18 protein-coding genes are annotated in these 26059 nt (G+C 62.6%); 13 read left to right on the top strand and 5 right to left on the bottom strand.

Annotated features, from left to right (window positions below; translation table 11 throughout):
- The first annotated feature begins 289 nt into the window (after positions 1 to 289).
- From scpB to truB, 7 genes are all read left to right on the top strand, one after another.
- Positions 290 to 1408, top strand: a complete 1119-nt coding sequence (gene scpB / locus PQQ51_RS21465) for an SMC-Scp complex subunit ScpB (protein WP_408498827.1) — start codon at positions 290 to 292, stop codon at positions 1406 to 1408.
- Between the two features lie 64 nt (positions 1409 to 1472).
- A complete protein-coding gene (rluB, locus tag PQQ51_RS21460; RefSeq protein WP_408498826.1) occupies positions 1473 to 3362 on the top strand; it encodes a 23S rRNA pseudouridine(2605) synthase RluB in 1890 nt (629 codons plus the stop codon).
- Between the two features lie 522 nt (positions 3363 to 3884).
- Positions 3885 to 4343 carry a ribosome maturation factor RimP gene (gene rimP, locus PQQ51_RS21455; RefSeq protein ID WP_007182297.1) on the top strand — a complete coding sequence of 153 codons (459 nt, stop codon included), beginning with the start codon at positions 3885 to 3887 and terminating at the stop codon, positions 4341 to 4343.
- A complete protein-coding gene (nusA, locus tag PQQ51_RS21450; RefSeq protein ID WP_408498825.1) occupies positions 4340 to 5815 on the top strand; it encodes a transcription termination factor NusA in 1476 nt (491 codons plus the stop codon). Before rimP ends, nusA begins: the two co-directional genes overlap by 4 nt.
- Positions 5816 to 5909: 94 nt before the next feature.
- Positions 5910 to 8864: a translation initiation factor IF-2 gene (gene infB, locus PQQ51_RS21445; RefSeq protein WP_408498824.1), complete on the top strand. Its 2955-nt coding sequence runs from the start codon at positions 5910 to 5912 to the stop codon at positions 8862 to 8864.
- A gap of 135 nt (positions 8865 to 8999) precedes the next feature.
- Positions 9000 to 9365, top strand: coding sequence for a 30S ribosome-binding factor RbfA (rbfA, locus tag PQQ51_RS21440; protein WP_408498823.1), 366 nt, complete (start codon positions 9000 to 9002; stop codon positions 9363 to 9365).
- A 74-nt stretch (positions 9366 to 9439) separates the two neighbouring features.
- Complete coding sequence (gene truB, locus PQQ51_RS21435; RefSeq protein ID WP_408498822.1) at positions 9440 to 10381, top strand: tRNA pseudouridine(55) synthase TruB; 942 nt, start codon at positions 9440 to 9442, stop codon at positions 10379 to 10381.
- Between the two features lie 94 nt (positions 10382 to 10475).
- Here the strand turns inward: truB and PQQ51_RS21430 are convergent, their stop codons facing one another.
- The 4 genes from PQQ51_RS21430 to PQQ51_RS21415 form a co-directional block, all read right to left on the bottom strand.
- Positions 10476 to 12044, bottom strand: a complete 1569-nt coding sequence (locus PQQ51_RS21430; protein ID WP_408498821.1) for a DHA2 family efflux MFS transporter permease subunit — start codon at positions 12042 to 12044, stop codon at positions 10476 to 10478.
- Between the two features lie 36 nt (positions 12045 to 12080).
- Complete coding sequence (locus PQQ51_RS21425; protein WP_408498820.1) at positions 12081 to 13313, bottom strand: EmrA/EmrK family multidrug efflux transporter periplasmic adaptor subunit; 1233 nt, start codon at positions 13311 to 13313, stop codon at positions 12081 to 12083.
- Between the two features lie 121 nt (positions 13314 to 13434).
- Complete coding sequence (locus PQQ51_RS21420) at positions 13435 to 14943, bottom strand: efflux transporter outer membrane subunit (protein WP_408498819.1); 1509 nt, start codon at positions 14941 to 14943, stop codon at positions 13435 to 13437.
- A gap of 49 nt (positions 14944 to 14992) precedes the next feature.
- Positions 14993 to 15508, bottom strand: coding sequence for a MarR family winged helix-turn-helix transcriptional regulator (locus PQQ51_RS21415; RefSeq protein WP_408498818.1), 516 nt, complete (start codon positions 15506 to 15508; stop codon positions 14993 to 14995).
- 319 nt (positions 15509 to 15827) lie between these two features.
- Between PQQ51_RS21415 and typA the strand changes: the two genes are divergently transcribed.
- The 6 genes from typA to PQQ51_RS21385 all read left to right on the top strand — a co-directional run bounded on the left by typA (position 15828) and on the right by PQQ51_RS21385 (position 25747).
- Entirely contained in the window at positions 15828 to 17654 is a 1827-nt protein-coding gene (gene typA / locus PQQ51_RS21410; protein WP_408498817.1) for a translational GTPase TypA, read from the top strand.
- A gap of 390 nt (positions 17655 to 18044) precedes the next feature.
- The gene (locus PQQ51_RS21405) at positions 18045 to 20906 is read left to right on the top strand and encodes a 2-oxoglutarate dehydrogenase E1 component (RefSeq protein WP_408498816.1); all 2862 of its coding nucleotides are present in this window, start codon (positions 18045 to 18047) and stop codon (positions 20904 to 20906) included.
- Positions 20907 to 21053: 147 nt separating this feature from the next.
- Complete coding sequence (gene odhB, locus PQQ51_RS21400) at positions 21054 to 22328, top strand: 2-oxoglutarate dehydrogenase complex dihydrolipoyllysine-residue succinyltransferase (protein ID WP_408498815.1); 1275 nt, start codon at positions 21054 to 21056, stop codon at positions 22326 to 22328.
- Positions 22329 to 22492: 164 nt separating this feature from the next.
- Complete coding sequence (gene lpdA / locus PQQ51_RS21395) at positions 22493 to 23923, top strand: dihydrolipoyl dehydrogenase (protein ID WP_408498814.1); 1431 nt, start codon at positions 22493 to 22495, stop codon at positions 23921 to 23923.
- A gap of 93 nt (positions 23924 to 24016) precedes the next feature.
- Positions 24017 to 25114, top strand: coding sequence for a cell division protein ZapE (gene zapE, locus PQQ51_RS21390; RefSeq protein WP_408498813.1), 1098 nt, complete (start codon positions 24017 to 24019; stop codon positions 25112 to 25114).
- A 162-nt stretch (positions 25115 to 25276) separates the two neighbouring features.
- Positions 25277 to 25747 (top strand): transposase, encoded by a 471-nt coding sequence (locus PQQ51_RS21385; protein ID WP_408498812.1) that lies wholly within the window; start codon positions 25277 to 25279, stop codon positions 25745 to 25747.
- A 76-nt stretch (positions 25748 to 25823) separates the two neighbouring features.
- Here PQQ51_RS21385 and PQQ51_RS21380 read toward each other — a convergent pair.
- A partial coding sequence (locus PQQ51_RS21380) for a DUF2147 domain-containing protein (protein WP_408498811.1) occupies positions 25824 to 26059 on the bottom strand: 236 nt, incomplete at its 5' end.

Below are 26059 nucleotides of genomic sequence, written 5' to 3'. Positions count from 1 at the left end.
CGTGGATTTTCGCCAAACCCGGCGCGTGAAGGCAAAGCGCGAAAAATGCGCGGGGGATTTCGCCTTTACGCACCGATTGTTTTTGCGTAATATGGCGCTCAGTCACGCGGTTCCTTTCAGGAATATCGCTGCTCCGTCCGGCTGGGTTTGGCTCGATTGCCTGTTTCGCCTCCCCCCGGTGCGTGCTCCCATCAATATGACCGATCAGAATCGGGCGAGCGCGTCTTCAGTTCCACATCGTCTGTTGATCCGGTTCTTTGACCCTAACTCATAAGGTCGACCTGGCTGCATGAATACCCAAGAGGCGAAGATCGTCCTCGAGACTGCCTTGATCTGTGCGCAGGAGCCGTTAAAGCTCGGCGAGTTGCGCAAGCTCTTTGCCGACGGCGTGTCGGCAGACACTGTTCGGACTTTGCTCGAAGACCTCAAGCAGGATTGGTCGGGGCGCGGTGTGGAGTTGGTCGGGCTGGCATCGGGCTGGCGATTTCAAAGCAAGCCCGCGATGCGATCGTATCTGGATCGTTTGCATCCCGAGAAACCGCCGAAATATTCGCGCGCGGTACTCGAGACGCTCGCGATCATTGCGTACCGGCAGCCGGTCACGCGCGGCGATATCGAAGAGATTCGCGGCGTCACCGTGAATACGCAGGTTGTCAAGCAGCTGGAAGATCGTGGCTGGATCGAAGTGATCGGTCATCGCGACGTGCCGGGGCGCCCGGCGCTGTATGCGACCACCCGGCAGTTTCTCGACGACCTAGGTCTGACAGCGCTCGACGAATTGCCGCCGCTTTCGGATCCGTCGGCGCAGTTGAATGCGGATCTGCTCGGTCAACACGCTATCGAGTTCGCGGACATCGAGACCGCGGCGGCGCCGGCTGAAGGCGGCGCGGCGACGTTCGAGGCAGAGGTGTCGCAAGCATCCGGCGAGACCGCCGAGGTCGAAGCTGAAACCGAGGCTGAGGTCGCGGAACCGGCGAATTACACTGAACACAACCGCGTCGAAAACGATGCGGCAGCAGGAACGGAAATAGCTGAAGAACACGAAGCTTCGGCAGATCCCGTTCAGCAAGAGGGCGCGGCTGAACCGGCCGGGGACGTTGCGGATACCACGCCTGTCGCCGGGCCGGCCGCACATGAATCGGTTGAAGAGAGTGAAGAACCGGCGCACGTCGAATCGCACTCGGGTGCCGTCGAGCCCGCACCGAATCACGATCTGTTGAATGACGATCCGGTCTCCCAGGCCGATCCGGCAATACCCGCGCACGACTCGGGCGTACTCCGCGATACGGAGCACGCCGCTGAGCCGAACCCGACCACGGCGGCGCACGGCGATCATGAAGATCGCCGCGATGCCGCACAGGACGCAGGCATTCTGACCGACGACGAACCCGAGTCGCGCAGCGCCTGACGTAACCGAACATTTTTTGCCGCGCCCGCAATGGGCGCGCGCGACCTGACATTTTGAGGTTGTTTTGACACATACCCACGACACCGATTCGTCCGAATCCGAGCGCGCCGTGCCGTCGGCGCGCGCTGACGAAGCGCGCACCACGCAAGCGTCGGCAGGCGACAGCGAGCGCCCGGCGCAGACCACGGATGCAGACGGCGAAGACCGTCCGCGTCGCGGCCTGCGTCGTGGGCCACGCAGCCTGATCGCGCGGCGCCGCGCCGGAGCGAAGACGAAGGGCGCCGAAGGCGCACCCGCGCAAGGCGCGCCGGTGGTTACCGAGGCGCCGCCGGATGGCGAAGTGGTCGCGCAGGTTCGCATGCCGCGCAAGGATGCCGGCGCCAAGGGCCAGGGCCCGCGTCGCAATGCGAGCGGGGCGAAGCGCGAAGGCGGTCAGCGTGACGGCGCGCCGCGCGAAGGCGGCCGCGGTGAACGTCAGCCGCGCGAGGGCGCGCAGCGCCAGAATCGCCGTGGTGCCGGCAGTGAAGCACCGGTGGCAGTCGCAACCGAGGCAAGCCCTGACGATCTGTTCTCCTACGTCACATCACCCGCGTTCGACGCGGACAACAGCGCGAGCGGCGGCGTGCGCGCCCCGATGCTGCGCCGTGGCAAGCCGGTCGCGCCCAAGCGCGTGCTGGCCGCGGACGACGACGCGCCGAAGCTCCACAAAGTGCTGGCCGAAGCTGGCATGGGTTCGCGCCGCGACATGGAAGAGCTGATCGTCGCCGGCCGTGTGTCGGTGAACGGCGAGCCGGCTCACATCGGCCAGCGCATCATGCCGACCGACCAGGTTCGCATCAACGGCAAGCCGGTCAAGCGCAAGCTCGCCAACAAGCCGCCGCGCGTGCTGCTGTATCACAAACCGACCGGCGAAATCGTCAGCCACGCGGATCCGGAAGGCCGCCCGTCGGTGTTCGACAAACTGCCGCCGATGAAAACGGCCAAATGGCTCGCAGTCGGCCGTCTCGATTTCAATACCGAAGGTTTGCTGATGCTGACCACGTCGGGCGATCTGGCGAACCGTTTCATGCATCCGCGTTATAGCGTCGAGCGTGAGTACGCGGTGCGCGTGGTCGGCGAGCTGGGCGAAGGCATGCGTCAGAAGCTGTTGCACGGCGTCGAGCTTGAAGACGGCCCAGCCAACTTCCTGCGTATCCGCGACGGCGGCGGCGAAGGCACGAATCACTGGTATCACGTCGCGCTGGCTGAAGGGCGTAATCGCGAAGTGCGGCGCATGTTCGAGGCGGCCGGTCTGATGGTCAGCCGCCTGATCCGTACGCGTCACGGCCCGATCTCGCTGCCGAAAGGCCTGAAGCGCGGCCGCTGGGAAGAACTCGAGGACAACCAGGTGCGTTCGCTGATGGCATCGGTCGGCCTGAAAGCGCCGTCGGAAGAAAAGGGTGGCCGCAGTGCGGCGCCTGAGCGTCGTCAACCGGATCCGATGCAAACGTCGATGGGCTTCATCAACCGCGAACCGGTGCTGATGTCGCATGGCCGTTTCGACCAGCAGACGCCGCGTGGCCAGGGGCAGGGTCGGCGCGGTCCGGCGGGCGGCGGCTTCGGCGGCGGTGCGGGCGGTGCAGGCGGCTCCGGTTTCGGTGGCGGCTATGGCAATCGCGGTGCCGGCCGCAGTGCAGCCGGCGGCTTCAGCGGCCCGATGGGCGGCGGTACGGGCGGCCCGCGCGGCGGCCGTGACGTCGACGGCAATCGCGCGCCTTCGGGCAACGGCAATCGTGCGGCTGGCGGCGGCAAGCGTGCCGGCGCGCCCGGCGGTAACCCGGGTAACGGCGGCGGTCGCGGGCCGGGCGGCGGCAATCGCGGCGGTAACGCGAACCGCGCCGGTGGCAGCAACCCCAACGCGGGCGGCGCCAATCGTGGCGGCGGTGCGCCGCGCGGCCGTTCGCGCGGCCGTTAATCGGTTTCAACGCAGGTCTGCATGACGGTTCGCGCGCTGATCATCGTCTGATAATCAAGCCGCGCCGTCGTCTGAATCGATCGACGAATGCCGCGCGTTTAATCCAACGCATAAAAGCGCGGTATGGGCGGAAAAGAGGGCGGGGTTGTCATACTCCACGTGTCCCGCACAGCTTCGGCATTGCGCGAGCCCCGTCGTAAAAGGCGTAGCGCATCGCCATATCGTTGAAAGATTCCCATTAAATCAAGCGGAAATGCGCTTCGCACGGGGTTCAGCGGTTTGCGTTTGTCCTGAAAAATGGCTACAATCGCGGAGTCGCTGGGCGTGCGGCTTTTTATGTGCGGCTCAGGTGCGACCACCGGCAATAAGATGATGGGCGTTTAGCCCATTTTTTTTTGCCGCTCAGTTTAAGTGGTTCGGCATCTCGGGTAGCACGAACGTGCGCCGGCCAGGCGCGCGGCCCGCATTGGTTGTTTGCAAAACAAGCGGCAGGCTCGCTGCGCGAACATCTAAGAGGGCAAAGTGCAACTGACGGAACTGATTGAAACCACGGTCGTGGGACTCGGCTACGAGCTCGTCGATCTCGAGCGCACCGGGCGCGGCATGTTGTGTATCTATATCGACCAGCCTGCCGGCATTGCGATCGAAGATTGCGAGAAAGTCACGCGTCAGCTCCAGCACGTTCTAACGGTCGAAAATATCGATTACGAGCGGCTTGAAGTATCGTCGCCGGGGCTCGACCGCCCGCTGAAGAAACTGGCGGATTTTGAACGCTTCGCAGGCAGCGAAGTGGTAATCACATTGAAAAAGCCATTGGACGGACGGAAATCGTACCGGGGCATTCTGCATGCTCCGCAAGGCGAAACGATCGGTCTGGAATTTGAAGGGAAGGAAGGCGCCGCGATGCTCGATTTCACGCTCGCGGACATGGACAAAGCACGCCTCGTTCCGAAAGTTGACTTTAGGAGCCGCAAACAATGAGTCGCGAAGTGTTGATGCTGGTGGATGCGCTGGCACGCGAGAAGAATGTCGACAAAGACGTGGTATTTGCCGCGCTCGAAGCGGCTCTCGCTTCGGCCTCCAAGAAACTCTTCGAAGAAGATGCGGACATCCGCGTTCATATCGACCGTGAAAGCGGCGAGCACGAAACGTTTCGCCGCTGGAAAGTCGTGCCGGACGAAGCCGGCCTGCAGGAACCCGATCAGGAAATCCTGCTGTTCGAAGCACGCGAACAGCAACCGGAAATCCAGCTCGACGAATTCATCGAAGAACCGGTGCCGTCGATCGAATTCGGCCGTATCGGCGCACAAGCCGCCAAGCAGGTCATTCTGCAAAAGGTGCGTGACGCTGAGCGCGAACAGATCCTGAACGACTTCCTCGAGCGTGGCGAGCACATCATGACCGGCTCGGTGAAGCGCCTGGATAAGGGCAACTTCATCGTCGAAACCGGCCGTGTCGAAGCACTGCTGCGCCGCGACCAGCTGATTCCGAAGGAAAACCTGCGCGTGGGCGACCGCGTGCGCGCCTATATCGCGAAGGTCGATCGCACCGCTCGCGGTCCGCAGATCGAACTGTCGCGTACGGCGCCCGAATTCCTGATGAAGCTGTTCGAAATGGAAGTGCCGGAAATCGAGCAGGGCCTGCTCGAAATCAAGGCGGCGGCTCGCGATCCGGGCGTGCGCGCGAAGATCGGCGTGGTCGCTTACGACAAGCGCATCGACCCGATCGGCACCTGCGTCGGCATTCGCGGCTCGCGCGTGCAGGCCGTGCGTAACGAGCTCGGTGGCGAAAACGTCGACATCGTGCTATGGTCGGAAGATCCCGCCCAGTTCGTGATCGGCGCGCTCGCGCCGGCAGCCGTCCAGTCGATCGTCGTCGATGAAGAAAAGCATTCGATGGACGTCGTCGTAGACGAGAACGAGCTGGCGGTCGCGATCGGCCGCAGCGGCCAGAACGTGCGTCTTGCCAGCGAACTCACCGGCTGGCAGATCAACATCATGACGCCGGACGAATCTGCGCAGAAGCAGAATCAGGAGCGCGGCGTACTGCGTGACCTGTTCATGGCGCGTCTCGATGTCGACGAAGAAGTGGCCGACATCCTGATCGACGAAGGCTTCACGAGCCTCGAAGAGATCGCTTATGTGCCGCTCAACGAAATGCTCGAAATCGAAGCTTTCGACGAAGACACCGTTCACGAACTGCGTAATCGCTCGCGCGACGCTTTGCTGACGCAGGCGATCGCGAATGAAGAAAAGGTTGAAAATGTAGCGCTCGACCTGAAGAGCCTGGACGGCATGGACGCCGACCTGCTCGCGAAGCTGGCCGAACATCAGATCCAGACGCGCGACGAACTCGCCGAACTGGCTGTGGATGAACTGGTCGAGATGACCGGAATGGAAGAGGATGCCGCTAAGGCGTTGATCATGAAAGCACGTGAACACTGGTTCCAGTGAGAAATGACCATGGCGCACTAAATTGAACGCGGCCGTCAGGCCGCATGACCCGATGCTAACCGCAAGGAATCGGTCCTTGCATTAAGAGGAATGAATGGCGAGTAACAACGTAGCCCAATTTGCCGCGGAACTGAAAATGCCTGCAGGCGTGCTGCTTGAGCAGCTGCAGGCGGCAGGCGTCACCAAAGCGAGCGAAGACGATACCCTGTCCGAAACGGACAAGGCGCGTCTGCTCGACCACTTGCGCAAGTCTCACGGCTCGACTGATGCGGACAAGCGCAAGATCACGCTGACGAAACGGCATACGTCGGAAATCAAGCAATCCGACGCGACGGGCAAAGCTCGCACCATTCAGGTCGAGGTGCGTAAGAAGCGCACTTTCGTCCGCCGCGACGAAACCGTCGGTGAAGGCGCGGAAGCATCGAATCATGTGGCCGAGGCGGACGTCGACGATCTCGAACTTCAACGTCGTGAAGAGGAAGCTCGTCACGAAGCCGAACTGCTCGAAAAGCAGGCGGCCGAACTGAAGGCGCGTCAGGAACAACTCGAACGCGAAGAAGCGGAGCGTCAGGCGCGTGAGCAGGCTGCCGAAGCCGAGCGTCGTCGCGCTGAAGAGGAAGCGGCGAAGAAGCGTGCGGCGGCTGCAGCCGAAGCGGCGGCTCGCGAGCAGGCTCAAGCCGCGAAGCCGGCGCAGGCCGCGCAACCCGCTGCTGCGAAGGCAGAGCCGGCAGCGCCCGCCAAGGCCGCTGAACCGGCAGCCGAGCAGGACGACGATCGCGCAGCGGCAGAACGCGCGGCGCAACGTGAAGCGGCGAAGAAAGCGGAAGACGCAGCGCGTCAGGCCGCCGAGAAAACGCGCGCCGAGCAGGAAGAAGTTTCGAAGCGCCGTGCGGCGGCGGAAGCCGAAGCCCGCGCGATTCGCGAAATGATGAACACGCCGCGCAAGGCGCAGGTCAAGGCGCCGGAACCGGCACCGAAGCCCGCCGAACCGGCGAAGGCCGCGGAAGCCAAGGGCACGCTGCACAAACCGGCACGTCCGGAAGGCGCAGCACCGGCCCGTCCGGCCGCGAAGAAGCCGGCCGCCGCAGCGCCGGCTGCTACTCCCGCACCGTCGGCTGGCGACAAGAAGAAGCCGGGCGCAGGCAAGGGCGGCTGGCAGGACGACGCAGCGAAGCGCCGCGGCATCAAGACGCGTGGCGACACGAGCGGCGGCGTGGATCGCGGCTGGCGCGGCGGCCCGAAGGGTCGCGGCAAGCATCAGGAACAGACCACGTTCCAGGCGCCGACCGAACCGATCGTGCGTGAAGTGCACGTGCCGGAAACCATCACCGTGGCCGATCTGGCGCACAAGATGGCCGTGAAGGCGTCGGAAGTCATCAAGTCGATGATGAAGCTCGGCCAGATGGTCACGATCAACCAGATGCTGGACCAGGAAACGGCGATGATCATCGTCGAGGAACTGGGTCACCATGCGGTGGCGGCCAAGCTGGACGATCCGGAAGCGATGCTGGTCGAAGGCGAAATTTCCGATGCGGAAGCACTGCCGCGTCCGCCGGTCGTCACGGTCATGGGTCACGTCGACCACGGCAAGACGTCGCTGCTCGACTACATCCGCCGCGCGAAGGTCGCAGCGGGCGAAGCGGGCGGGATCACGCAGCACATCGGCGCGTATCACGTCGAAACGCCGCGCGGTGTCATCACGTTCCTCGATACGCCGGGCCACGAAGCCTTTACGGCCATGCGTGCTCGCGGTGCGAAGGCAACCGACATCGTGATTCTGGTGGTCGCAGCCGACGACGGCGTGATGCCGCAAACGAAGGAAGCGATTGCTCACGCGAAGGCAGGCGGCGTGCCGCTCGTCGTCGCGATCAACAAGATCGACAAGCCGGATGCGAATCCGGACCGCGTGAAGCAGGAACTCGTCGCGGAAGGCGTCGTGCCGGAAGAATACGGTGGCGATTCGCCGTTCGTGTCGGTGTCGGCGAAAACCGGCGCGGGCATCGACGAACTGCTGGAAAACGTGTTGCTGCAAGCCGAAGTGCTCGAACTGAAGGCACCGGTCGAAGCGCCGGCCAAGGGTCTGGTCATTGAAGCGAAGCTCGATAAGGGTAAGGGTCCGGTTGCAACGATCCTGGTCCAGTCGGGTACGCTGAACCGCGGTGACGTGGTGCTGGCAGGTAGCGCTTATGGCCGTGTGCGAGCGATGCTCGACGAAACCGGCAAGCCGACCAAGTCGGCAGGTCCGTCGATCCCGGTCGAGATTCAAGGTCTGTCGGAAGTGCCGCAAGCAGGCGAAGAAGTCATCGTCATGCCGGACGACCGCAAGGCGCGTGAAGTCGCGCTGTTCCGTCAAGGCAAGTTCCGCGACGTCAAGCTGGCCAAGCAACAGGCCGCGAAGCTCGAGAACATGCTGGAACAGATGGGCGAAGGCGAAGTGGCGTACATGCCGCTGATCGTCAAGGCCGACGTGCAGGGTTCGCAGGAAGCGCTGGTGCAGTCGCTGCTCAAGCTCTCTACCGACGAAGTGCGCGTGCAGATCGTGCACGGTGCAGTGGGCGGCATCAGCGAATCCGACGTCAACCTGGCTACGGCTTCGAAGGCGGTCATTATCGGCTTCAACACCCGTGCGGATGCGCAGGCTCGCAAGCTGGCGGAAAGCAATGGCGTCGATATTCGCTACTACAACATCATCTATGACGCAGTGGATGAAGTGAAAGCCGCGATGTCGGGCATGCTGGCTCCGGAAAAGCGCGAAGTCGTCACGGGTACCGTCGAAGTGCGTCAGGTCTTCAAGGTACCGAAGATCGGCGCGGTGGCCGGCTGTATGGTCACGGACGGTTTCGTCAAGCGCTCGTCGTCGGTGCGCGTGCTGCGCAACAACGTCGTCATCTTCACGGGCGAGCTCGATTCGCTCAAGCGCTTTAAGGACGACGTGAAGGAAGTCCGTCAAGGCTTCGAGTGCGGTATGTCGATCAAGAACTTCAACGATATCGTCGAAGGCGATCAGTTCGAAGTCTTCGAGGTCACCGAAGTCGCGCGTACGCTGTAATCACGCGGCACGGCTAAAACGGGCGGAGCGGGCTTTAACGCCCGCTCCGCCCGTTGTTTTTGGGGCCTCCGCAAGATCCGCGCTTAACTCGCGGTCAAATCTTTTGCCATCCGTCCAAACGGATCAGAATTCACCATGCCTAAAAAACGTACTTCTCCCAATCGCAACGTGCAGATCGCCGATCAGATCCAGCGCGATCTGTCCGAACTGCTGCGCGAGGTCAAGGATCCGCGCATCGGCATCGTCACGATTCAGAGCGTCGAGCTGACGCCCGACTACGCGCACGCGAAGGTCTACTTCACGACGCTGACGGGCGATCCGCAGCAAACGCTCGAAGCGCTGCAGCACGCAGCCGGCCATCTGCACAACCAGTTGTTCAAGCGCCTGCACATCCACACCGTGCCGACGCTGCATTTCCACTACGACCAGACGATCGAGCGGGCTGTCGAAATGTCGCGTCTGATCGACGAGGCGAATGCCAATCGCGCGAAAGAAGACTGAGCGGCGTTGTTCGCTCGCGTCCGCCTCCTTATCCGCTTTGTTTCTGCATCCATCGAAGACTCCGTCTTTCTGACATGACCGCACCTCAACGCCCCCGCGTGCCGCGTCGCGCGCTCGACGGCGTACTGCTGCTCGACAAGCCGCTCGGCCTGTCGAGCAACGACGCGCTGATTCGCGCGAAGCGTCTCTATCTGGCGAAGAAAGCGGGCCACACCGGCACGCTCGATCCTTTGGCCACCGGGCTGCTGCCGCTGTGTTTCGGCGAAGCCACCAAGTTTTCGCAAGATTTGCTCGAAGCCGACAAGACCTACGAGGCCACCATGCGCCTCGGGATTCGCACGACCACCGGCGACGCCGAAGGCGAAGCAATCGACACGCGCGACGTGACATGCGACGAGGCGGCGGTTCTGGCGGTTCTGCCGACGTTTCTCGGCGACATCGTTCAGGTCCCGCCGATGTACTCGGCGCTCAAGCGCGACGGCAAGCCGTTGTACGAATACGCGCGGGCCGGTCAGACGGTCGAGCGGGAAGGGCGTCAGGTGACGATTCACGCGCTCGAGCTGCTGGGCTGCGCGCTGCCGGACGTGTCGTTTCGCGTGACCTGCAGCAAGGGCACCTATGTGCGCACGCTCGCCGAGGATATCGGCGAGGCGCTCGGTTGCGGCGCGCATCTGGTGGCGTTGCGGCGCACCGGTGTGGGCGCGTTGACGCTGGACAATTCGGTGACGCTCGACGCGCTCTCCGATGCGACCGAAAGCGAGCGCGACACGTGGTTGCAGCCGGTCGACGCGTTGCTGTCCACGTTTCCGTCGGTTCATCTGGACGAAGACGCGAGCCGCCGTTTCCTGCACGGTCAGCGGCTGAAGCTTGCTGAATTGACGATTCCGTCCGATGCGCTGAACGCGCCGCGCGTGCGGGTGTATGCGGCAGAAGGGCGGTTGCTCGGCGTTGCGAAGCAAGGCGAGGGCGTGCTGGCGCCGGAGCGGTTGGTGGTCACTGCCACAACCACAAGCTAGATCGCTACGCGACGCTACGCACAGGTAGCTTCAACGAAAAAAAGCGGGACCGCTCGATAGCGGTCCCGCCTTTTTTTCAACTGAGGCCGAAAACTCAGTGCGCTGCTGCGGCCGCCGCGCCTGCATCGCCGCCTGCACGCTCGGGTTTGGTGATCCAGATCAGCGCGATCAGCGCGATAAAGATTCCCGCGGAAACGAAGAACAGATCGTTCACGCCCAACTGCGCGGCCTGCTGGGTGGCCATCGTGTTGAACAGTCCGTACGCCTGTTGCTGGGTAAGACCCGCGGCACCCATCTGTTGGATCGACTGATCGAAAACCGGGTTGTACACATTCGCCTGCGCGGCCAGTCGCGCGTGATGGACGATCGAACGATGGTCCCACGCGGTCTGGAAGATCGACGTGCCGATGCCGCCGCACATGATTCGCACGAAGTTCGACAGACCCGACGCGGCCGGAATCCGGTTACCCGGCAAGCCCGACAGCGTGATCGACACCAGCGGAATGAAGAACCCCGCCATGCCGATGCCCTGAATCAGCGTGGGCAACAACAGCGAATACGTATCGACGCCCGTCGTATAGCGCGAGCGCATCCAGAAGCACAACGCGAACACGAGGAACGACAGCGTCGCGATATAGCGCGGATCGGTGCGCGGCAGTATCTTGCCGGTGATCGGCGAGAGCAGCACGGCGAACAACCCCACCGGCGCCATCACGAGTCCGGCTTCGGTCGCGGTGTAGCCGATGTCGGTTTGCAGCCAGAGCGGCAGCAGCACGAGATTGCCGAAGTACAACCCATAGCCGATCGACAGCGCGATCGTGCCGCCGGAGAAATTGCGCCGGCTGAACAGCGACAGATCCACCACCGGATGCTCGGCCGTCAATTCCCACACGATAAAGAACGCAAGCGCGATCACCGCGACCAGCGTCAGCACGATGATGGTCGTCGACGAAAACCAGTCGAGGTCTTTGCCCTTGTCGAGCATGACCTGCAGCGAACCCACCCAGAGAATCAGCAGACCGAGGCCGACACCGTCGATCGGCGCCTTTTTGACGACCGAGTCGCGGTTGCGGAAGATCGCCCACGTGGCCGCGGCGGCGATTGCGCCGACCGGAATGTTGACGTAGAAAATCCACGGCCACGAGATATTGTCCGAGATCCAGCCGCCGAGAATCGGGCCCGCCACCGGTGCGATCAGGGTGGTCATCGCCCACATTGATAACGCCATCGGCGCTTTCGCGCGCGGATAGCTTGCGAGCAGCAGCGTTTGCGACAACGGAATCATCGGGCCGGCCACCGCGCCTTGCAGCACGCGCGATGCGAGCAGGAAGGGCAGCGTGGGTGCGAGGCCGCACAGCCACGACGAGATCACGAACAGCACGATCGACGCCATGAAAAGCCGCACCTGGCCGATACGGTCGGTGAGCCAGCCGGTGAGCGGCACGGAGATCGCGTTGGCGACCGCGAACGACGTGATCACCCACGTGCCCTGGTCGGATGACACGCCGAGGTCGCCCGAAATCGACGGGATCGACACGTTCGCAATCGACGTGTCGAGCACGTTCATGAAAACGGCGAGCGACACCGCGATGGTGCCGATCACCAGTTGCGCGCCCTCGAGCGGCGGGTGAGGGACTTGCGCCTGAGCCTGAGCCTGAGCCATCAAAGAAGCCTTGTTTGAATCGTCATGCCGCGTCCATCACTTCGCGGCGGTCTTCGTGGCGCCAGCTTGAGCCGACTTCTGCGAGCCGCCGTTCGGACCCGCGTTTTCGGAGATGATGCGTGCGATTTCGGCGTCGGCTTCGTCGCCGTACTTTGCGAACACGTTGGTCTGGTAGATGGTGTTCGGCGCTTCGCCGAGCTGGCCGCCGTTGTCGTCCTTGATGCTCACGTCCGCCTGCATCGACAGGCCGATGCGCAGCGGATGCTTTTCAAGTTCCTGCGGGTCGAGCGCGATCCGCACCGGCAGACGCTGCACCACCTTGATCCAGTTGCCGGTCGCGTTCTGCGCGGGCAGCAGCGAGAACGCTGAACCCGTGCCCGCCGAGAAGCCGACCACCTTGCCGTGGAACACCACCGACGAGCCGTACACGTCGGCCGTCAGTTCGACCGGCTGGCCGATACGCATATGCTTCAGTTGCACTTCCTTGAAGTTCGCGTCGACCCACACGCCGCCGAGCGGCACGATCGCCATCAGCGGCGTGCCCGGCGACACGCGCTGGCCGACCTGCACCGAGCGCTTTGCGACGTAGCCGGTGACCGGCGCCGGCAGGTTGTTGCGCGCATTGTTCAGGTACGCGTCGCGGACCTTCGCGGCGGCGGCCTGCACGTTCGGGTGATTCGCGATCGTGGTGTTGGCGGTCAGCGCGCGGTTCGACGCCAGTTGTTGCTGCGCGGCGTCGACGGAGGCTTGCGCGCTCTTCACGGCGTCGCGTGCGTGCGAGATTTCTTCCGCCGACACCGCACCGGTTTGCGCGACCGTCAGACGGCGCTTCAGATCGTCCTGAGCGCGCGACAGATCCGACTGACGCTGCGCGACTTGCGCCTGGTATTGGTTGTCGTCGGCGAACAGGCCGCGCACCTGGCGCACCGTCTGCGCGAGATTCGCTTCGGCCTGTTCCAGTGCGACGCGCGCGTCGGCCGGATCGAGCACGACGAGCGGATCGCCGGCCTTGACCGTTTGCGTGTCGTCCGCGTTCACGGCGACCACCGTGCCGGTGACTTGCGGCGTGATCTGCACGACGTTGCCGTTCACGTACGCGTCGTCGGTATCTTCATGGAAGCGCGCGACCAGGAAGTAATACAGGCCATAGGCAATCGCGGCGATGAGGATCACGATGACGAGCAGCGCCATCAAGCGCGTGCGTTTGCTGTTGTTCGCCGGTGGCTGGGCCGGCGGTGTGTTGGCGGCGGGCTGCTGGGGGGTGCTCATTGATGTGCTCCGTATCTCTCAAGCGTCGTTATTCGAGTATCAGCGAGTGTTCGCGACTATTCGCGACTATTCGCGAGTGTTCGTGCGCGGTTCGGTGGGCGGTGCGTTCGCCTTCACCCACTCAATTTGCGGCGGCGGTCGCGGCGGTGGCCGATGCGGGGGCATCGGTCGGCACCACGAGGCCGGTTTGCGTTGCGTCGAAACCGCCGCCGAGCGCCTTGATGAGGCCGATCTGCATATCGCGGCGGCGCATCTTCAGGCTCGTCACCGTCTGTTCGGCGGAGAGGCGGTTCTGGTCGGCGGTCAGCACCTGCAGTTGCGGCGACAAACCGGCCTTGTAGCGGATCACCGCCAGCTGATAGGCCTTCGTCGACGCGTCCAACGCGCGTTGAGCGTCGCCTTGCTGCTGGTCGATCGAGCGGATCGACGACACTTGCGTCGCGACGTCCGACAGCGCGTTGATCAGCGTCTGGTTGTAGTTCGCCACATCGAGGTCGAAATCCGCGTAACGGCCCTTCAATTGCGAGCGCAGCGCGCCGGCGTCGAAGATCGGCAGGTGGATCGCCGGTCCGAACTGGATCTGACGGCTCGCCGAGGTCAGGAAGCGGCCCCAGCCGAACGCGTCGAAACCGAAGCCGGCGGCGAGATTGATATCAGGGAAGAACTCGGCCTTCGCTTCTTTCACGTCGTGCATCGCGGCTTCGACTTGCCAGCGCGCGGCGACGATGTCTGCGCGGCGCGCGACCAGATCGGCCGGCAGGTTGTCCGGCAACGCGACGGCGCTGCCGCCGGTCAGCGTCGGCTGCGCGATCTGCAGGCCGCGATCCGGACCCTTGCCGAGCAGCGCGCCCAACTGGTAGCGCACCACGGTGATCTGACCGTCGAGGTCGGTCAGATTCGACTGGCTGGTCGCGATGTTGCCGTTCGCGGTTTGCCGCTCGACGTTCGTGTCGAGACCGGCCGTGACACGGCCGTTGGTGATCCGGCCGATATCCTGGCGGTTGGCGATTTCACGCGCGGCGATATCGCGGAATGCGTACAACTGCGCGAGCTGGTTGTACGTGCTCGCCACCGACGCCGCCAGCGTGATGCGCGCCTGCTGCATATCGGCCTCGGCGGCCTTTTCCTGCGACACGGCCTGACCCAGGCGCTGGCGATTCTTGCCCCACAGGTCGAGGTCCCACGACGCGCTCGCGAGCACGTTGTTTTCGCTATACCAGGTGCCGCCGTACGGAGGCGGGTAGAGCGCGTTGCCCGAGAACAGCTCGCGATTCCACGAATAGCTGCCGTTGACCTTCGGATACAGCGCCGAGCGCGAGCTTTCGATATACGACGAAGCCTTGGCGACGCGCGCTTGCGCCTGCGCGATCGACGGGCTGCCTTCCAGCGCTTCCGCGATCAGTTTGGACAGTTGCGGGTCGCCGAACTGGTTGGCCCAGTCGAGCGACGGCCATTGGCCGCCCTGGCCCGACAGGCTCTGCGACGACTCGTACTGAGCCGGCGACGAGATCTGCTTGTCGCTCTTCATACCGAAGTAGTTCGCGCACCCCGTGAGGGCCAGCGCCGTCACCGCGGCGGCGACGGCGGCCCGGCTTGGCAGCGCGGGCGCGGACAGGGAAAGAGATTTCATCACTCAGGCTCTCTATTGAATTTTAATGATGGACACTGCAAGCAATTTCTTATGGCTTGCTATCGGAATTACTTGCTGCGTCACGAATGAGTGCCGTGTGCTCGCCGGAATTGATCAGCACCCGGCGCAGCATGCTTTTCAGAAAGCCCACTTCTTCGGGCGTGAAACCGCCGAGCAGGTTGTCCAGTACGCCATTGAAAAGGGCGGGCATCCGGCAGGCGATCGAGTGGCCTTCCGGCGTCACCGCGAGGCGCACGACCCGCCGGTCTTCGCTGCTGCGTATGCGTGTGAGCAGCCCGCGCTTTTCCAGTCGGTCGACCAGACGCGTGACCGCGCTTGCGTCAATCCCGTATTCACGGGCCAGTTCGGCCGCCAGCAGGCACTTGCCGCTCGCCACCATGAACAGGATGCTGCCCTGCTGGCTCGTAATGCCCAGTTCGGTCATGCTGCGCTGGGTGATCAGGTTCGACATGGTCGACTTCACGCGGGACAGCAGGTATCCGACGCTTTCCCCTAGTTGATACTCACTGAGGTCTGGCTCGGGTGTTGAGGACGGCTCCGTCATGATTCTCGTGCGAAAGCAATGGTTGACTAGGCAGGATTATAGCGATCGGTTTATTGACACGGCAAGCGTTATTACAGCTTAGGCAAGGAACTATTCGCGCTCAAGCCGCAATCGACGCGGTTTTGCGTAGGGTTTGCCGCACAAGCGGTTGCGCCTTGTCTGGTGGGCTGCTGCGGCGAACACTGTCGGTCTATCAGGGAATACCAGAAAGCTTCATTCCCCCGTGCTATAATGTTGGGTTCCCAAAAGTGCGCTTTGGGCTTTGTTGGCTTCGTACACAAATGCTGCTGCTGGCGCACTCAACTGTCTCCAGGTTCCTATGACTCGCGCCCTACGCAATATCGCCATCATTGCCCACGTCGACCACGGCAAGACCACGCTCGTCGACCAGCTCCTCCGCCAGACCGCCACCTTCCGCGACAACCAGGCGGTTGTCGAGCGCGTGATGGACTCGAACGACATCGAAAAGGAACGCGGCATCACGATCCTGTCGAAGAACTGCGCGGTCGAGTACGAAGGCACGCACATCAACATCGTCGACACGCCGGGCCACGCCGACTTCGGCGGCGAAGTGGAGCGCGTGCTGTCGATGGTCGACTCGGTTCTGCTGCTTGTGGACGCGGTCGAAGGCCCGATGCCGCAAACGCGTTTCGTGACCAAGAAGGCGCTGGCGCTCGGCCTGAAGCCGATCGTCGTGATCAACAAGGTGGACCGTCCGGGCGCGCGTATCGACTGGGTGATCAACCAGACGTTCGACCTGTTCGACAAGCTGGGCGCAACCGACGAACAACTCGACTTCCCGATCGTCTACGCGTCGGGCCTGAACGGCTACGCCGGCCTCGCGCCGGACGTGCGCGAAGGCGACATGCGCCCGCTGTTCGAAGCCGTGCTGGAACACGTGCCGGTCCGCCCGGCCGATCCGGCCGCGCCGCTGCAATTGCAGATCACGTCGCTGGACTATTCGTCGTATGTCGGCCGTATCGGCGTCGGCCGTATCACGCGCGGCACGATCAAGCCGGGTATGTCGGTTGCCGTGCGTTCGGGCCCTGACGGCGCGATCCTCAACCGCAAGATCAACCAGGTGCTGTCGTTCAAGGGTCTGGAGCGCGTGCAGGTCGACTCGGCTGAAGCCGGCGACATCGTGCTGATCAACGGCATCGAAGAAATTGGCATTGGCGTGACCATCTGCGCGCCGGAACAGCCGGAAGCGCTGCCGATGATCACGGTGGACGAGCCCACGCTGACCATGAACTTCCTCGTCAACTCGTCGCCGCTGGCCGGCCGCGAAGGCAAGTTCGTCACGAGCCGTCAGATTCGTGATCGTCTGATGAAGGAACTGAACCACAACGTCGCGTTGCGCGTGAAAGAAACCGGCGACGAAACCACGTTCGAAGTGGCAGGCCGCGGCGAATTGCACCTGACCATTCTGGTCGAAAACATGCGTCGTGAAGGCTACGAGCTGGCCGTGTCGCGTCCGCGCGTGGTGATGACGGAAGTCGACGGCGTGAAGCACGAGCCGTACGAAAACCTGACGGTCGACATGGAAGACGGCCACCAGGGCGGCGTGATGGAAGAGCTGGGCCGCCGTAAGGGCGAAATGCTCGACATGGCGTCGGACGGCCGTGGCCGTACGCGTCTCGAGTACCGTATTTCGGCGCGTGGCCTGATCGGCTTCCAGTCGGAATTCCTGACGCTCACGCGCGGCACGGGCCTGATGAGCCACACGTTCGATTCGTACCAGCCGGTCAAGGAAGGCGCGGTGGGCGAGCGTCGCAACGGCGTGCTGATTTCGCAGGACGACGGCGCGGCAGTCGCGTATGCACTGTGGAAGCTGCAGGATCGCGGCCGTATGTTCGTGTCGCCGGGCGAGCCGCTGTACGAAGGCATGATCATCGGCATTCACAGCCGTGACAACGACCTGGTCGTGAACCCGATCAAGGGTAAGCAACTGACCAACGTGCGTTCGTCGGGCACCGACGAAGCAGTGCGCCTCGTGCCGCCGATCCAGATGTCGCTCGAATACGCGGTCGAATTCATCGACGACGACGAACTCGTCGAAGTCACGCCGCAATCGATCCGTCTGCGCAAGCGTTACCTGAAGGAACACGAGCGCCGTAGCGCAAGCCGTAAAGGCGCAGTGGACTAAATCGGCGTTCGCCTTCGCCGGCACGCTGTGATGCAAAAGCCGCCTCCGGGCGGCTTTTGCCGTTTCTGGCTTACAGTGCCGGCTTGCTCCGATAGAGCTGTCGACGCGGGTTGCGAGCAATTGCCAGCGGTTGACGCTTCGTTTGTCCCCGTTTTCCGCAGAAGACTGTTGCGCATCCCGCAAACGGGCTGAAAGCCAGGCGTGGCGGGCTTGTGCGGCTGTTCGTCTGCTATCTGCACTATCCGTTCTGTGATATGCTCCCCGGGTGCAAAGTTTAGGTCCTTCCAAGCAAGACTTGATTCGCGCAATCCGCTAAACGGTCAGGCCGTGTCGCGGAAGGTTCTGTAACCCGCTATTTCTCGAGAAACTCGAAGAAAGGTGAGCGTAAAAATGATGAAGCAATTCCAGTCGAACTCTTATCTGTTCGGCGGCAATGCTCCGTACGTAGAAGAAATGTACGAAGCGTATCTCGATAATCCGGCGTCAGTGCCCGAGAACTGGCGCAGCTATTTCGACGCGTTGCAGAACGTTCCTGCATCGGATGGCAGCAATGCCAACGACGTGGCCCATGGCCCGATCGTCGAATCGTTTGCTCAACGGGCCAAGGCCAACGCCTTCATCCCGCGCACGGCAGCAGGCGGCGAAGATCTCGCTACCTCGCGCAAGCAGGTTTTTGTACAGTCCCTCATCGGCGCATATCGTTTCCTCGGCTCGCAATGGGCCAATCTCGATCCCCTGAAGCGCCGCGAACGTCCCGCTATTCCCGAACTCGAACCCGCGTTCTACGACTTCACCGAAGCCGACATGGACCAGGAGTTCAGCGCCACGAATCTGTATTTCGGATTCGAGCGCGCGTCGCTGCGCGAGATCGTCAAGGCGCTGCGTGACACGTACTGCGGCACGATCGGCGCCGAGTACATGTACATCAGCGATCCGGAACAGAAGCGCTGGTGGAAAGAAAAGCTCGAGTCGATCCGTTCGACGCCGAACTTCTCGAACGAAAAGAAAAAGCACATCCTGAATCGCCTGACGGCCGCTGAAGGCCTCGAGCGCTTCCTGCACACCAAGTACGTCGGCCAGAAACGCTTCTCGCTCGAAGGCGGCGAAAGCTTCATCGCGTCGATGGACGAAGTCGTGCGTCATGGCGGCGCGAACGGCGTCCAGGAAATCGTCATCGGCATGGCCCACCGCGGCCGTCTGAACGTGCTGGTCAATACGCTCGGCAAGATGCCGGCCGACCTGTTCGCCGAATTCGAAGGCAAGCACCACGACGACCTGCCGGCCGGCGACGTGAAGTACCACAAGGGTTTCTCGTCGGACGTGTCGACTGAAGGCGGCCCGGTTCACCTGTCGCTCGCGTTCAACCCGTCGCACCTCGAAATCGTCAATCCGGTGGTCGAAGGGTCGGCGAAGGCCCGTATGGATCGCCGCGGCGACGACAGCGGGCTGCAAGTGCTGCCGGTGCAGATCCACGGCGACGCGGCCTTCGCGGGCCAGGGCGTCGTGATGGAAACGCTGAACCTCGCGCAAACGCGCGGTTACGGCACGCACGGCACGCTGCACATCGTCATCAACAACCAGATCGGTTTCACGACGTCGGACCCGCGCGACTCGCGCTCCACGTTGTACTGCTCGGACGTCGTCAAGATGATCGAAGCGCCGGTGCTGCACGTGAACGGCGACGATCCCGAAGCGGTCGTGCTGGCTACGCAACTGGCTATCGACTTCCGGATGCAGTTCCACAAGGACGTCGTCGTCGACATCGTCTGCTTCCGCAAGCTGGGTCACAACGAGCAGGACACGCCGGCGGTCACGCAACCGCTGATGTACAAGACGATCGCCAAGCACCCGGGCACGCGCGCGCTGTACGCTGAAAAGCTGGTGCAGCAAGGCGTGATTACGGCTGAAGAGGGCGACGAATTCGTCAAGGCGTACCGTAAGGCGATGGACGAAGGTCACCACACGGTCGACCCGGTTCTGTCGAACTACAAGAGCAAGTACGCGGTGGACTGGGTTCCGTTCCTGAACCGCAAGTGGACCGACGCAGCCGATACGGCTGTGCCGCTGGCTGAGTTGAAGCGTCTCGCCGAGCGCGTCACCACGATCCCGGAAAACTTCAAGGTTCACCCGCTGGTCGAGCGCGTCATCAACGACCGTCGCGCGATGGGTCGCGGTGAAGCGAAGCTCGACTGGGGCATGGGCGAACACCTCGCATTCGCGTCGCTGGTCGCATCGGGCTATGCAGTGCGCCTGACCGGCCAGGACTCGGGCCGCGGCACGTTCACGCACCGTCACGCAGTGCTGCACGATCAGAACCGCGAACGCTGGAACGACGGCACGTATGTGCCGCTGCAGAACATCGCCGAAGGTCAGGCGAAGTTCACGGTGATCGACTCGGTGCTGTCGGAAGAAGCGGTGCTCGGCTTCGAATACGGCTACTCGACCGCTGAACCGAACACGTTCGTCGCGTGGGAAGCGCAGTTCGGCGACTTCGTGAACGGCGCGCAAGTCGTGATCGACCAGTTCATCTCGTCGGGCGAAGTGAAGTGGGGCCGTGTGTCGGGTCTCACGATGCTGCTGCCGCACGGCTATGAAGGCCAGGGTCCGGAGCACTCGTCGGCGCGTATCGAACGTTTCCTGCAACTGTGCGCAGACCACAACATGCAGGTCGTTCAACCCACTACACCGGCGCAGATTTTCCACCTGTTGCGTCGCCAGATGATCCGCCTGTTCAGGAAGCCGCTGATCGTCGCTACGCCGAAGTCGCTGCTGCGCCACAAGGAAGCCGTGTCGGATCTGTCGGAACTCGCGAAGGGTGCGTTCCAACCGATCATCGGCGAAGTGGACGAAGCGATCGAAGCGAAGAAGGTCAAGCGCGTGGTGGCCTGCTCGGGCCGCGTGTACTACGACCTCGTCGCGCATCGCCGCGAATCGAAGTCGAACGACGTCGCGATCATCCGTATCGAACAGCTCTATCCGTTCGCGCACAAGCAGTTCGAAGCCGAAATCAAGAAGTACGACAACGCGACCGAAGTGGTGTGGGTGCAGGACGAGCCTCAGAATCAGGGCCCGTGGTTCTACATCGAGCACCACCTGAAGGAAGGCATGAAGGAAGGACAGAAGCTGGCATACAGCGGCCGTCCGGCTTCGGCCTCGCCGGCAGTCGGCTACTACGCGAAGCACTACGAGCAGCAGAAGGCGCTGGTCGAAGGCGCTTTCGGCCGCCTCAAGAGCGCGTCGATCGCTAAATAACTAGAACCGAACCGGGAAAGCGCAATGCGCTTTCCCGTGCCGCATCGAGTGGTCCGTAATACGGCTCATTCGCGGCACGCCAGGTTCGCAGGCGTCGTCGAGTAGCTAGATCGCGCCGTCACCCGATACGTATTCAGGATATTCATAATGTCTATTGTTGAAGTCAAGGTTCCCCAGCTCTCCGAGTCGGTTTCGGAAGCCACGATGCTGCAGTGGAAGAAGAAGCCCGGCGAGGCTGTTGCGATCGACGAAATTCTCATCGAAATCGAGACCGACAAGGTCGTGCTCGAAGTGCCGGCACCGGCCGCGGGCGTGCTCGCCCAAGTCATCGCAAACGACGGCGATACCGTCACCGCCGATCAGGTGATCGCGAAGATCGACACCGAAGGCAAGGCAGGCGCTGCTGCTGTCGAAGCCGAAGTCAAGCCGGCACCGGTTGCCGCACCGGCCGCTGCACCGGCTCCGGCTGCTCAAGCCGCATCCGCAACGGGTGCGAACACCGCAGCTTCGCCGGCTGCCGGCAAGCTGATGGCCGAGAAGGGTCTGGGCGCCGGCGACGTGTCGGGCACGGGCCGCGACGGTCGCATCACCAAGGGCGACGTGCTGACCGCAGGCGCGCCTGCTGCCAAGGCTGCACCGGCACCGGCCGCTGCACCGAAGGCTGCGAAGCCGTCGCTGCCGGACGTCAAGGCGCCGGCTTCGGCCGACCAGTGGCTGAAGGACCGCCCGGAACAACGCGTGCCGATGTCGCGTCTGCGTGCGCGAATCGCCGAGCGTCTGCTCGAGTCGCAGCAAACCAACGCCATCCTCACGACGTTCAACGAAGTGAACATGGCGCCGGTGATGGATCTGCGCAACAAGTACAAAGACAAGTTCGAAAAGGAACATGGCGTGAAGCTCGGCTTCATGTCGTTCTTCGTGAAGGCGGCCGTTCACGCGCTGAAGAAGTTCCCGCTGGTGAACGCGTCGATCGACGGTAACGACATCGTCTATCACGGCTACTTCGACATCGGTATCGCTGTCGGTTCGCCGCGTGGTCTGGTGGTGCCGATCCTGCGCAATGCGGATCAACTGAGCCTCGCCGAAATCGAAAAGAAGATTGCCGAATTCGGCCAGAAGGCCAAGGACGGCAAGCTGTCGATCGAAGAAATGACCGGCGGTACGTTCTCGATCTCGAACGGTGGTGTGTTCGGTTCGATGCTGTCCACGCCGATCATCAACCCGCCGCAATCCGCGATTCTGGGCGTGCACGCCACCAAGGAACGCGCTGTGGTCGAGAACGGCCAGATCGTGATCCGCCCGATGAACTATCTGGCGCTGTCGTACGACCACCGGATCATCGACGGCCGCGAAGCGGTGCTGTCGCTGGTCGCGATGAAGGATGCGCTGGAAGATCCGGCGCGCCTGCTGCTCGACCTGTAATCGTCGCTTCGGCGTGGCGACGGCTTGCCCTGGCGCGAGCCGTCGCCATATAAGCAGAGCGAGCAAACATCAGGTAAGCAGTACGCCTCCAGCATTCCGCAGTACAGGAACGACACGCGCCGCGAAGCGTGGCCGCGCGCCGTTCCGCCATCCAAAGGATTGTCATGTCCAAAGAATTTGACGTCGTCGTGATCGGCGCAGGCCCCGGCGGCTACATTGCTGCAATCCGCGCCGCACAGCTCGGCAAGACGGTTGCATGTATCGAAAAATGGAAGAACCCGGCCGGCGCGCTGAAGCTCGGCGGCACGTGCCTGAACGTGGGTTGCATTCCGTCGAAGGCGCTGCTCGCGTCGTCGGAAGAGTTTGAAAACGCGTCGCATCACCTCGCCGACCACGGCATTTCCGTGGAAAACGTGCAGGTCGATATCGCGAAGATGCTGGCCCGCAAGGAAGGCATCGTCGAGAAAATGACGAAGGGTATCGAGTTCCTGTTCCGCAAGAACAAGATCACGTGGCTCAAGGGTCATGGCAAGTTCACCGGCAAGACCGACGCCGGCGTGCAGATCGAAGTGAGCGGCGAAGGCGAAACTGAAACGGTCACCGCGAAGAACGTGATCATCGCGACGGGTTCGAAGGCGCGCCATCTGCCGAACATTCCGGTCGACAACAAGATCGTCGCCGACAACGAAGGCGCACTGAGCTTCGACTCCGTGCCGAAGAAGCTGGCCGTGATCGGCGCCGGCGTGATCGGTCTGGAGCTGGGTTCGGTGTGGCGCCGTCTGGGCGCTGACGTCACGGTGCTCGAAGCGCTGCCGGAATTCCTCGGCGCGGCTGACCAGGCACTCGCGAAGGAAGCGGCCAAGCAGTTCAAGAAGCAGGGTCTGGATATTCACGTGGGCGTGAAGGTCGGCGAAGTCACCACGACCGACAACAGCGTCACGCTGAACTACACGGACAAGGACGGCAACGCGCAGAAGCTCGAAGCGGACCGCCTGATCGTGTCGATCGGCCGCGTGCCGAACACGGACAACCTGGGCCTCGAAGCGATCGGCCTGAAGGCCAACGAGCGTGGCTTCATCGACGTCGACGACCACTGCGCGACCGCCGTGCCGAACGTGTACGCGATCGGCGACGTGGTGCGTGGCCCGATGCTCGCGCACAAGGCTGAAGACGAAGGCGTGCTGGTCGCCGAAATCATCGACGGTCAGAAGCCGCATATCGACTACAACTGCATTCCGTGGGTGATCTACACCGAACCGGAAATCGCGTGGGTCGGCAAGACGGAACAGGCGCTGAAGGCGGAAGGTCGCGAGATCAAGACGGGCCAGTTCCCGTTCATGGCGAACGGCCGCGCGCTGGGCATCAACAAGGCGGATGGTTTCGTCAAGATGATCGCCGACGCGAAGACCGACGAACTGCTGGGCGTGCACATCATCTCGGCAAACGCATCGGACCTGATCGCGGAAGCCGTGGTGGCGATGGAATTCAAGGCGGCGTCGGAAGACATCGGCCGGATTTGCCATCCGCACCCGTCGCTGTCGGAAGTCATGCGCGAAGCGGCGCTGGCCGTCGACAAGCGCGCGCTGAACATGTAATCACGCGCACGCCTGACTGACAGACAGTTCTCTGGCATCACCACGAAGGCGGGCGGGTTCACTCCCTCCCGCCTTTCTTTTTGCAGCAACACAATGAACGTCACCGAATACTACGAAAAAGAACTGCAGACGCGGGGCTACCAGTCAGACCCGGCGCAACGCGCGGCGGTCGACCGTCTGCAGCGGTGCTATGAAGAGTGGGTCGAGTACAAGGCGCGCCGCTCGAATGCGTTCAAGAAACTGATCAACCGCCCCGATCCGCCGCGCGGCGTGTACATGTGGGGCGGCGTAGGACGCGGCAAGAGCTTCCTGATGGACAGCTTCTACATGATCGTGCCGGTGCAGCGCAAAACGCGCCTGCATTTCCACGAGTTCATGCGCGAAGTGCACCGCGAACTGGAAGAGCTGAAGGGCACCGCCGACCCGCTCGACGAACTCGCGCGGCGCATCGCCAAACGTTACCGGCTGATCTGCTTCGACGAATTCCACGTATCGGATATCGCCGACGCGATGATCCTTTACCGTCTGCTCGACAAGCTGTTCGAGAACGGCGTGCAGTTCGTGATGACGTCCAACTACGATCCCGACACGTTGTATCCGGACGGTCTGCATCGCGATCGCATGCTGCCGGCCATCGAGCTGATCAAGAACAAGCTCGACGTGATCAACGTCGACGCGGGCGTCGACTACCGGCAGCGCACGCTCGCGCAGGTCGAGGTGTATCACTCGCCGTTGGGCGCCGCCGCCGACAAGGCGCTGCGCGACGCGTTCTCGCGGCTCGCCGCGGTGCCGGACGAGAGTCCGATCCTGCATATCGAGAAGCGTGAGTTGAAGGCGTTGCGCAAGGCCGACGGCGTAGTGTGGTTCGACTTCGCGACGCTGTGCGGCGGCCCGCGCTCGCAGAACGACTATCTGGAACTGGCGAGCCGTTTTCATGCGGTGATTCTGTCCGCGGTGCCGCAGATGTCGGCGCGGATGGCTTCGGAAGCGCGCCGTTTCACGTGGCTGATCGACGTGTTCTACGACCACAAGGTCAAGCTGCTGATGTCCGCGGCGGTGCCGCCCGAGCAGCTCTATGTCGACGGTCCGATGGCCAACGAATTCACGCGCACGGTCTCGCGTATCGTCGAGATGCAATCGAAAGAGTATCTCGACGCGCCGCGCCGGATCGTCGATACCTCGCTGACCTGAGCGTCTACCCGAGACGGGCCGTGACAGTTTTGCGATAGATCACGGCCCGCTCAGCGGACACGCAGTGTCGGGCGTCGTATTTTCAAGATTCGGACTGGTCTTATTTTCGGTCTGCGAACGACTGGCTATCTTCTTCGTCACGGTTTTGACAAAGGAGAAGCCATGAACCCGTACCGCGATATCAATGACGAAGAATGGCAACGCATCGCGCCCCTGCTTCCGGAACTGCGTCCGCGCTCCGAACTGCGCGGCCGGCCGCTTGCCAACACACGTTCGGTGCTCAACGGCGTGCTCTGGGTGATGTATAGCGGCGCCACCTGGTCGGCCATGCCGCGCAAATATCCGTCGTATCAGACTTGTCATCGTCGTTTCAAGGCGTGGTACGGATCCGGTGTACTCAAACGCGTGATGGATCAGTTGTTCGGCGCGGCTAGTGAAGACCTGTGTGAACTGATGGAAGCGCGCATGCGTACGCACGTGAGCGCCGAGTTGAAGCGGTCGAAGGTAGACAAAGCAGGGAAGGCACAGAAGGTGGAAAAAGTCTTGCCTGCTGTCTATCAGCCGGCAGCGCCGAACCTGCTGCCGTCGTCGCCATTCGCATTCGCGTCGTCGCCGTTCACGCACGCTAGATGACGTACCTGCAAGCCCACATCATGCAAAAAGCGGCCGGACGATCCCCATCGTCCGGCCGCTTTTTTCTTGCAGGCCGTTACTGCTGACGCACCCAGGTCTGCGAGCGGCCCAGCAGCGATACGCCGATATAGCCGCGCACCACCAGTTTGTTGCCGCCGTCTTCCAGACGCATCTTGCACTTGTACAGCTTGCCGTTTTCCGGGTCGAGAATCTGCCCGTGATCCCAGCCGTCACCGTCCTTTTTCATGTCCGTGATGATCGTCATGCCGAGAATCGGCTGATCCTTGCGTGCGTCGGTACACGCGGTGCAGC

The sequence above is a fragment of the Paraburkholderia xenovorans genome (assembly GCF_046030735.1).
GTDB lineage: Bacteria > Pseudomonadota > Gammaproteobacteria > Burkholderiales > Burkholderiaceae > Paraburkholderia > Paraburkholderia xenovorans_A.
This window is presented reverse-complemented; position numbering and strand designations above follow the sequence as displayed.

Coding starts and splice junctions, on each gene's coding strand:
- scpB (WP_408498827.1), top strand. CDS start 290: ATGAATACCCAAGAGGCGAAGATCGTCCTCGAGACTGCCTTGATCTGT.
- nusA (WP_408498825.1), top strand. CDS start 4,340: ATGAGTCGCGAAGTGTTGATGCTGGTGGATGCGCTGGCACGCGAGAAG.
- infB (WP_408498824.1), top strand. CDS start 5,910: ATGGCGAGTAACAACGTAGCCCAATTTGCCGCGGAACTGAAAATGCCT.
- rbfA (WP_408498823.1), top strand. CDS start 9,000: ATGCCTAAAAAACGTACTTCTCCCAATCGCAACGTGCAGATCGCCGAT.
- truB (WP_408498822.1), top strand. CDS start 9,440: ATGACCGCACCTCAACGCCCCCGCGTGCCGCGTCGCGCGCTCGACGGC.
- PQQ51_RS21430 (WP_408498821.1), bottom strand. CDS start 12,044: ATGGCTCAGGCTCAGGCTCAGGCGCAAGTCCCTCACCCGCCGCTCGAG.
- PQQ51_RS21425 (WP_408498820.1), bottom strand. CDS start 13,313: ATGAGCACCCCCCAGCAGCCCGCCGCCAACACACCGCCGGCCCAGCCA.
- PQQ51_RS21420 (WP_408498819.1), bottom strand. CDS start 14,943: ATGAAATCTCTTTCCCTGTCCGCGCCCGCGCTGCCAAGCCGGGCCGCC.
- PQQ51_RS21415 (WP_408498818.1), bottom strand. CDS start 15,508: ATGACGGAGCCGTCCTCAACACCCGAGCCAGACCTCAGTGAGTATCAA.
- typA (WP_408498817.1), top strand. CDS start 15,828: ATGACTCGCGCCCTACGCAATATCGCCATCATTGCCCACGTCGACCAC.
- PQQ51_RS21405 (WP_408498816.1), top strand. CDS start 18,045: ATGATGAAGCAATTCCAGTCGAACTCTTATCTGTTCGGCGGCAATGCT.
- odhB (WP_408498815.1), top strand. CDS start 21,054: ATGTCTATTGTTGAAGTCAAGGTTCCCCAGCTCTCCGAGTCGGTTTCG.
- lpdA (WP_408498814.1), top strand. CDS start 22,493: ATGTCCAAAGAATTTGACGTCGTCGTGATCGGCGCAGGCCCCGGCGGC.
- zapE (WP_408498813.1), top strand. CDS start 24,017: ATGAACGTCACCGAATACTACGAAAAAGAACTGCAGACGCGGGGCTAC.
- PQQ51_RS21385 (WP_408498812.1), top strand. CDS start 25,277: ATGAACCCGTACCGCGATATCAATGACGAAGAATGGCAACGCATCGCG.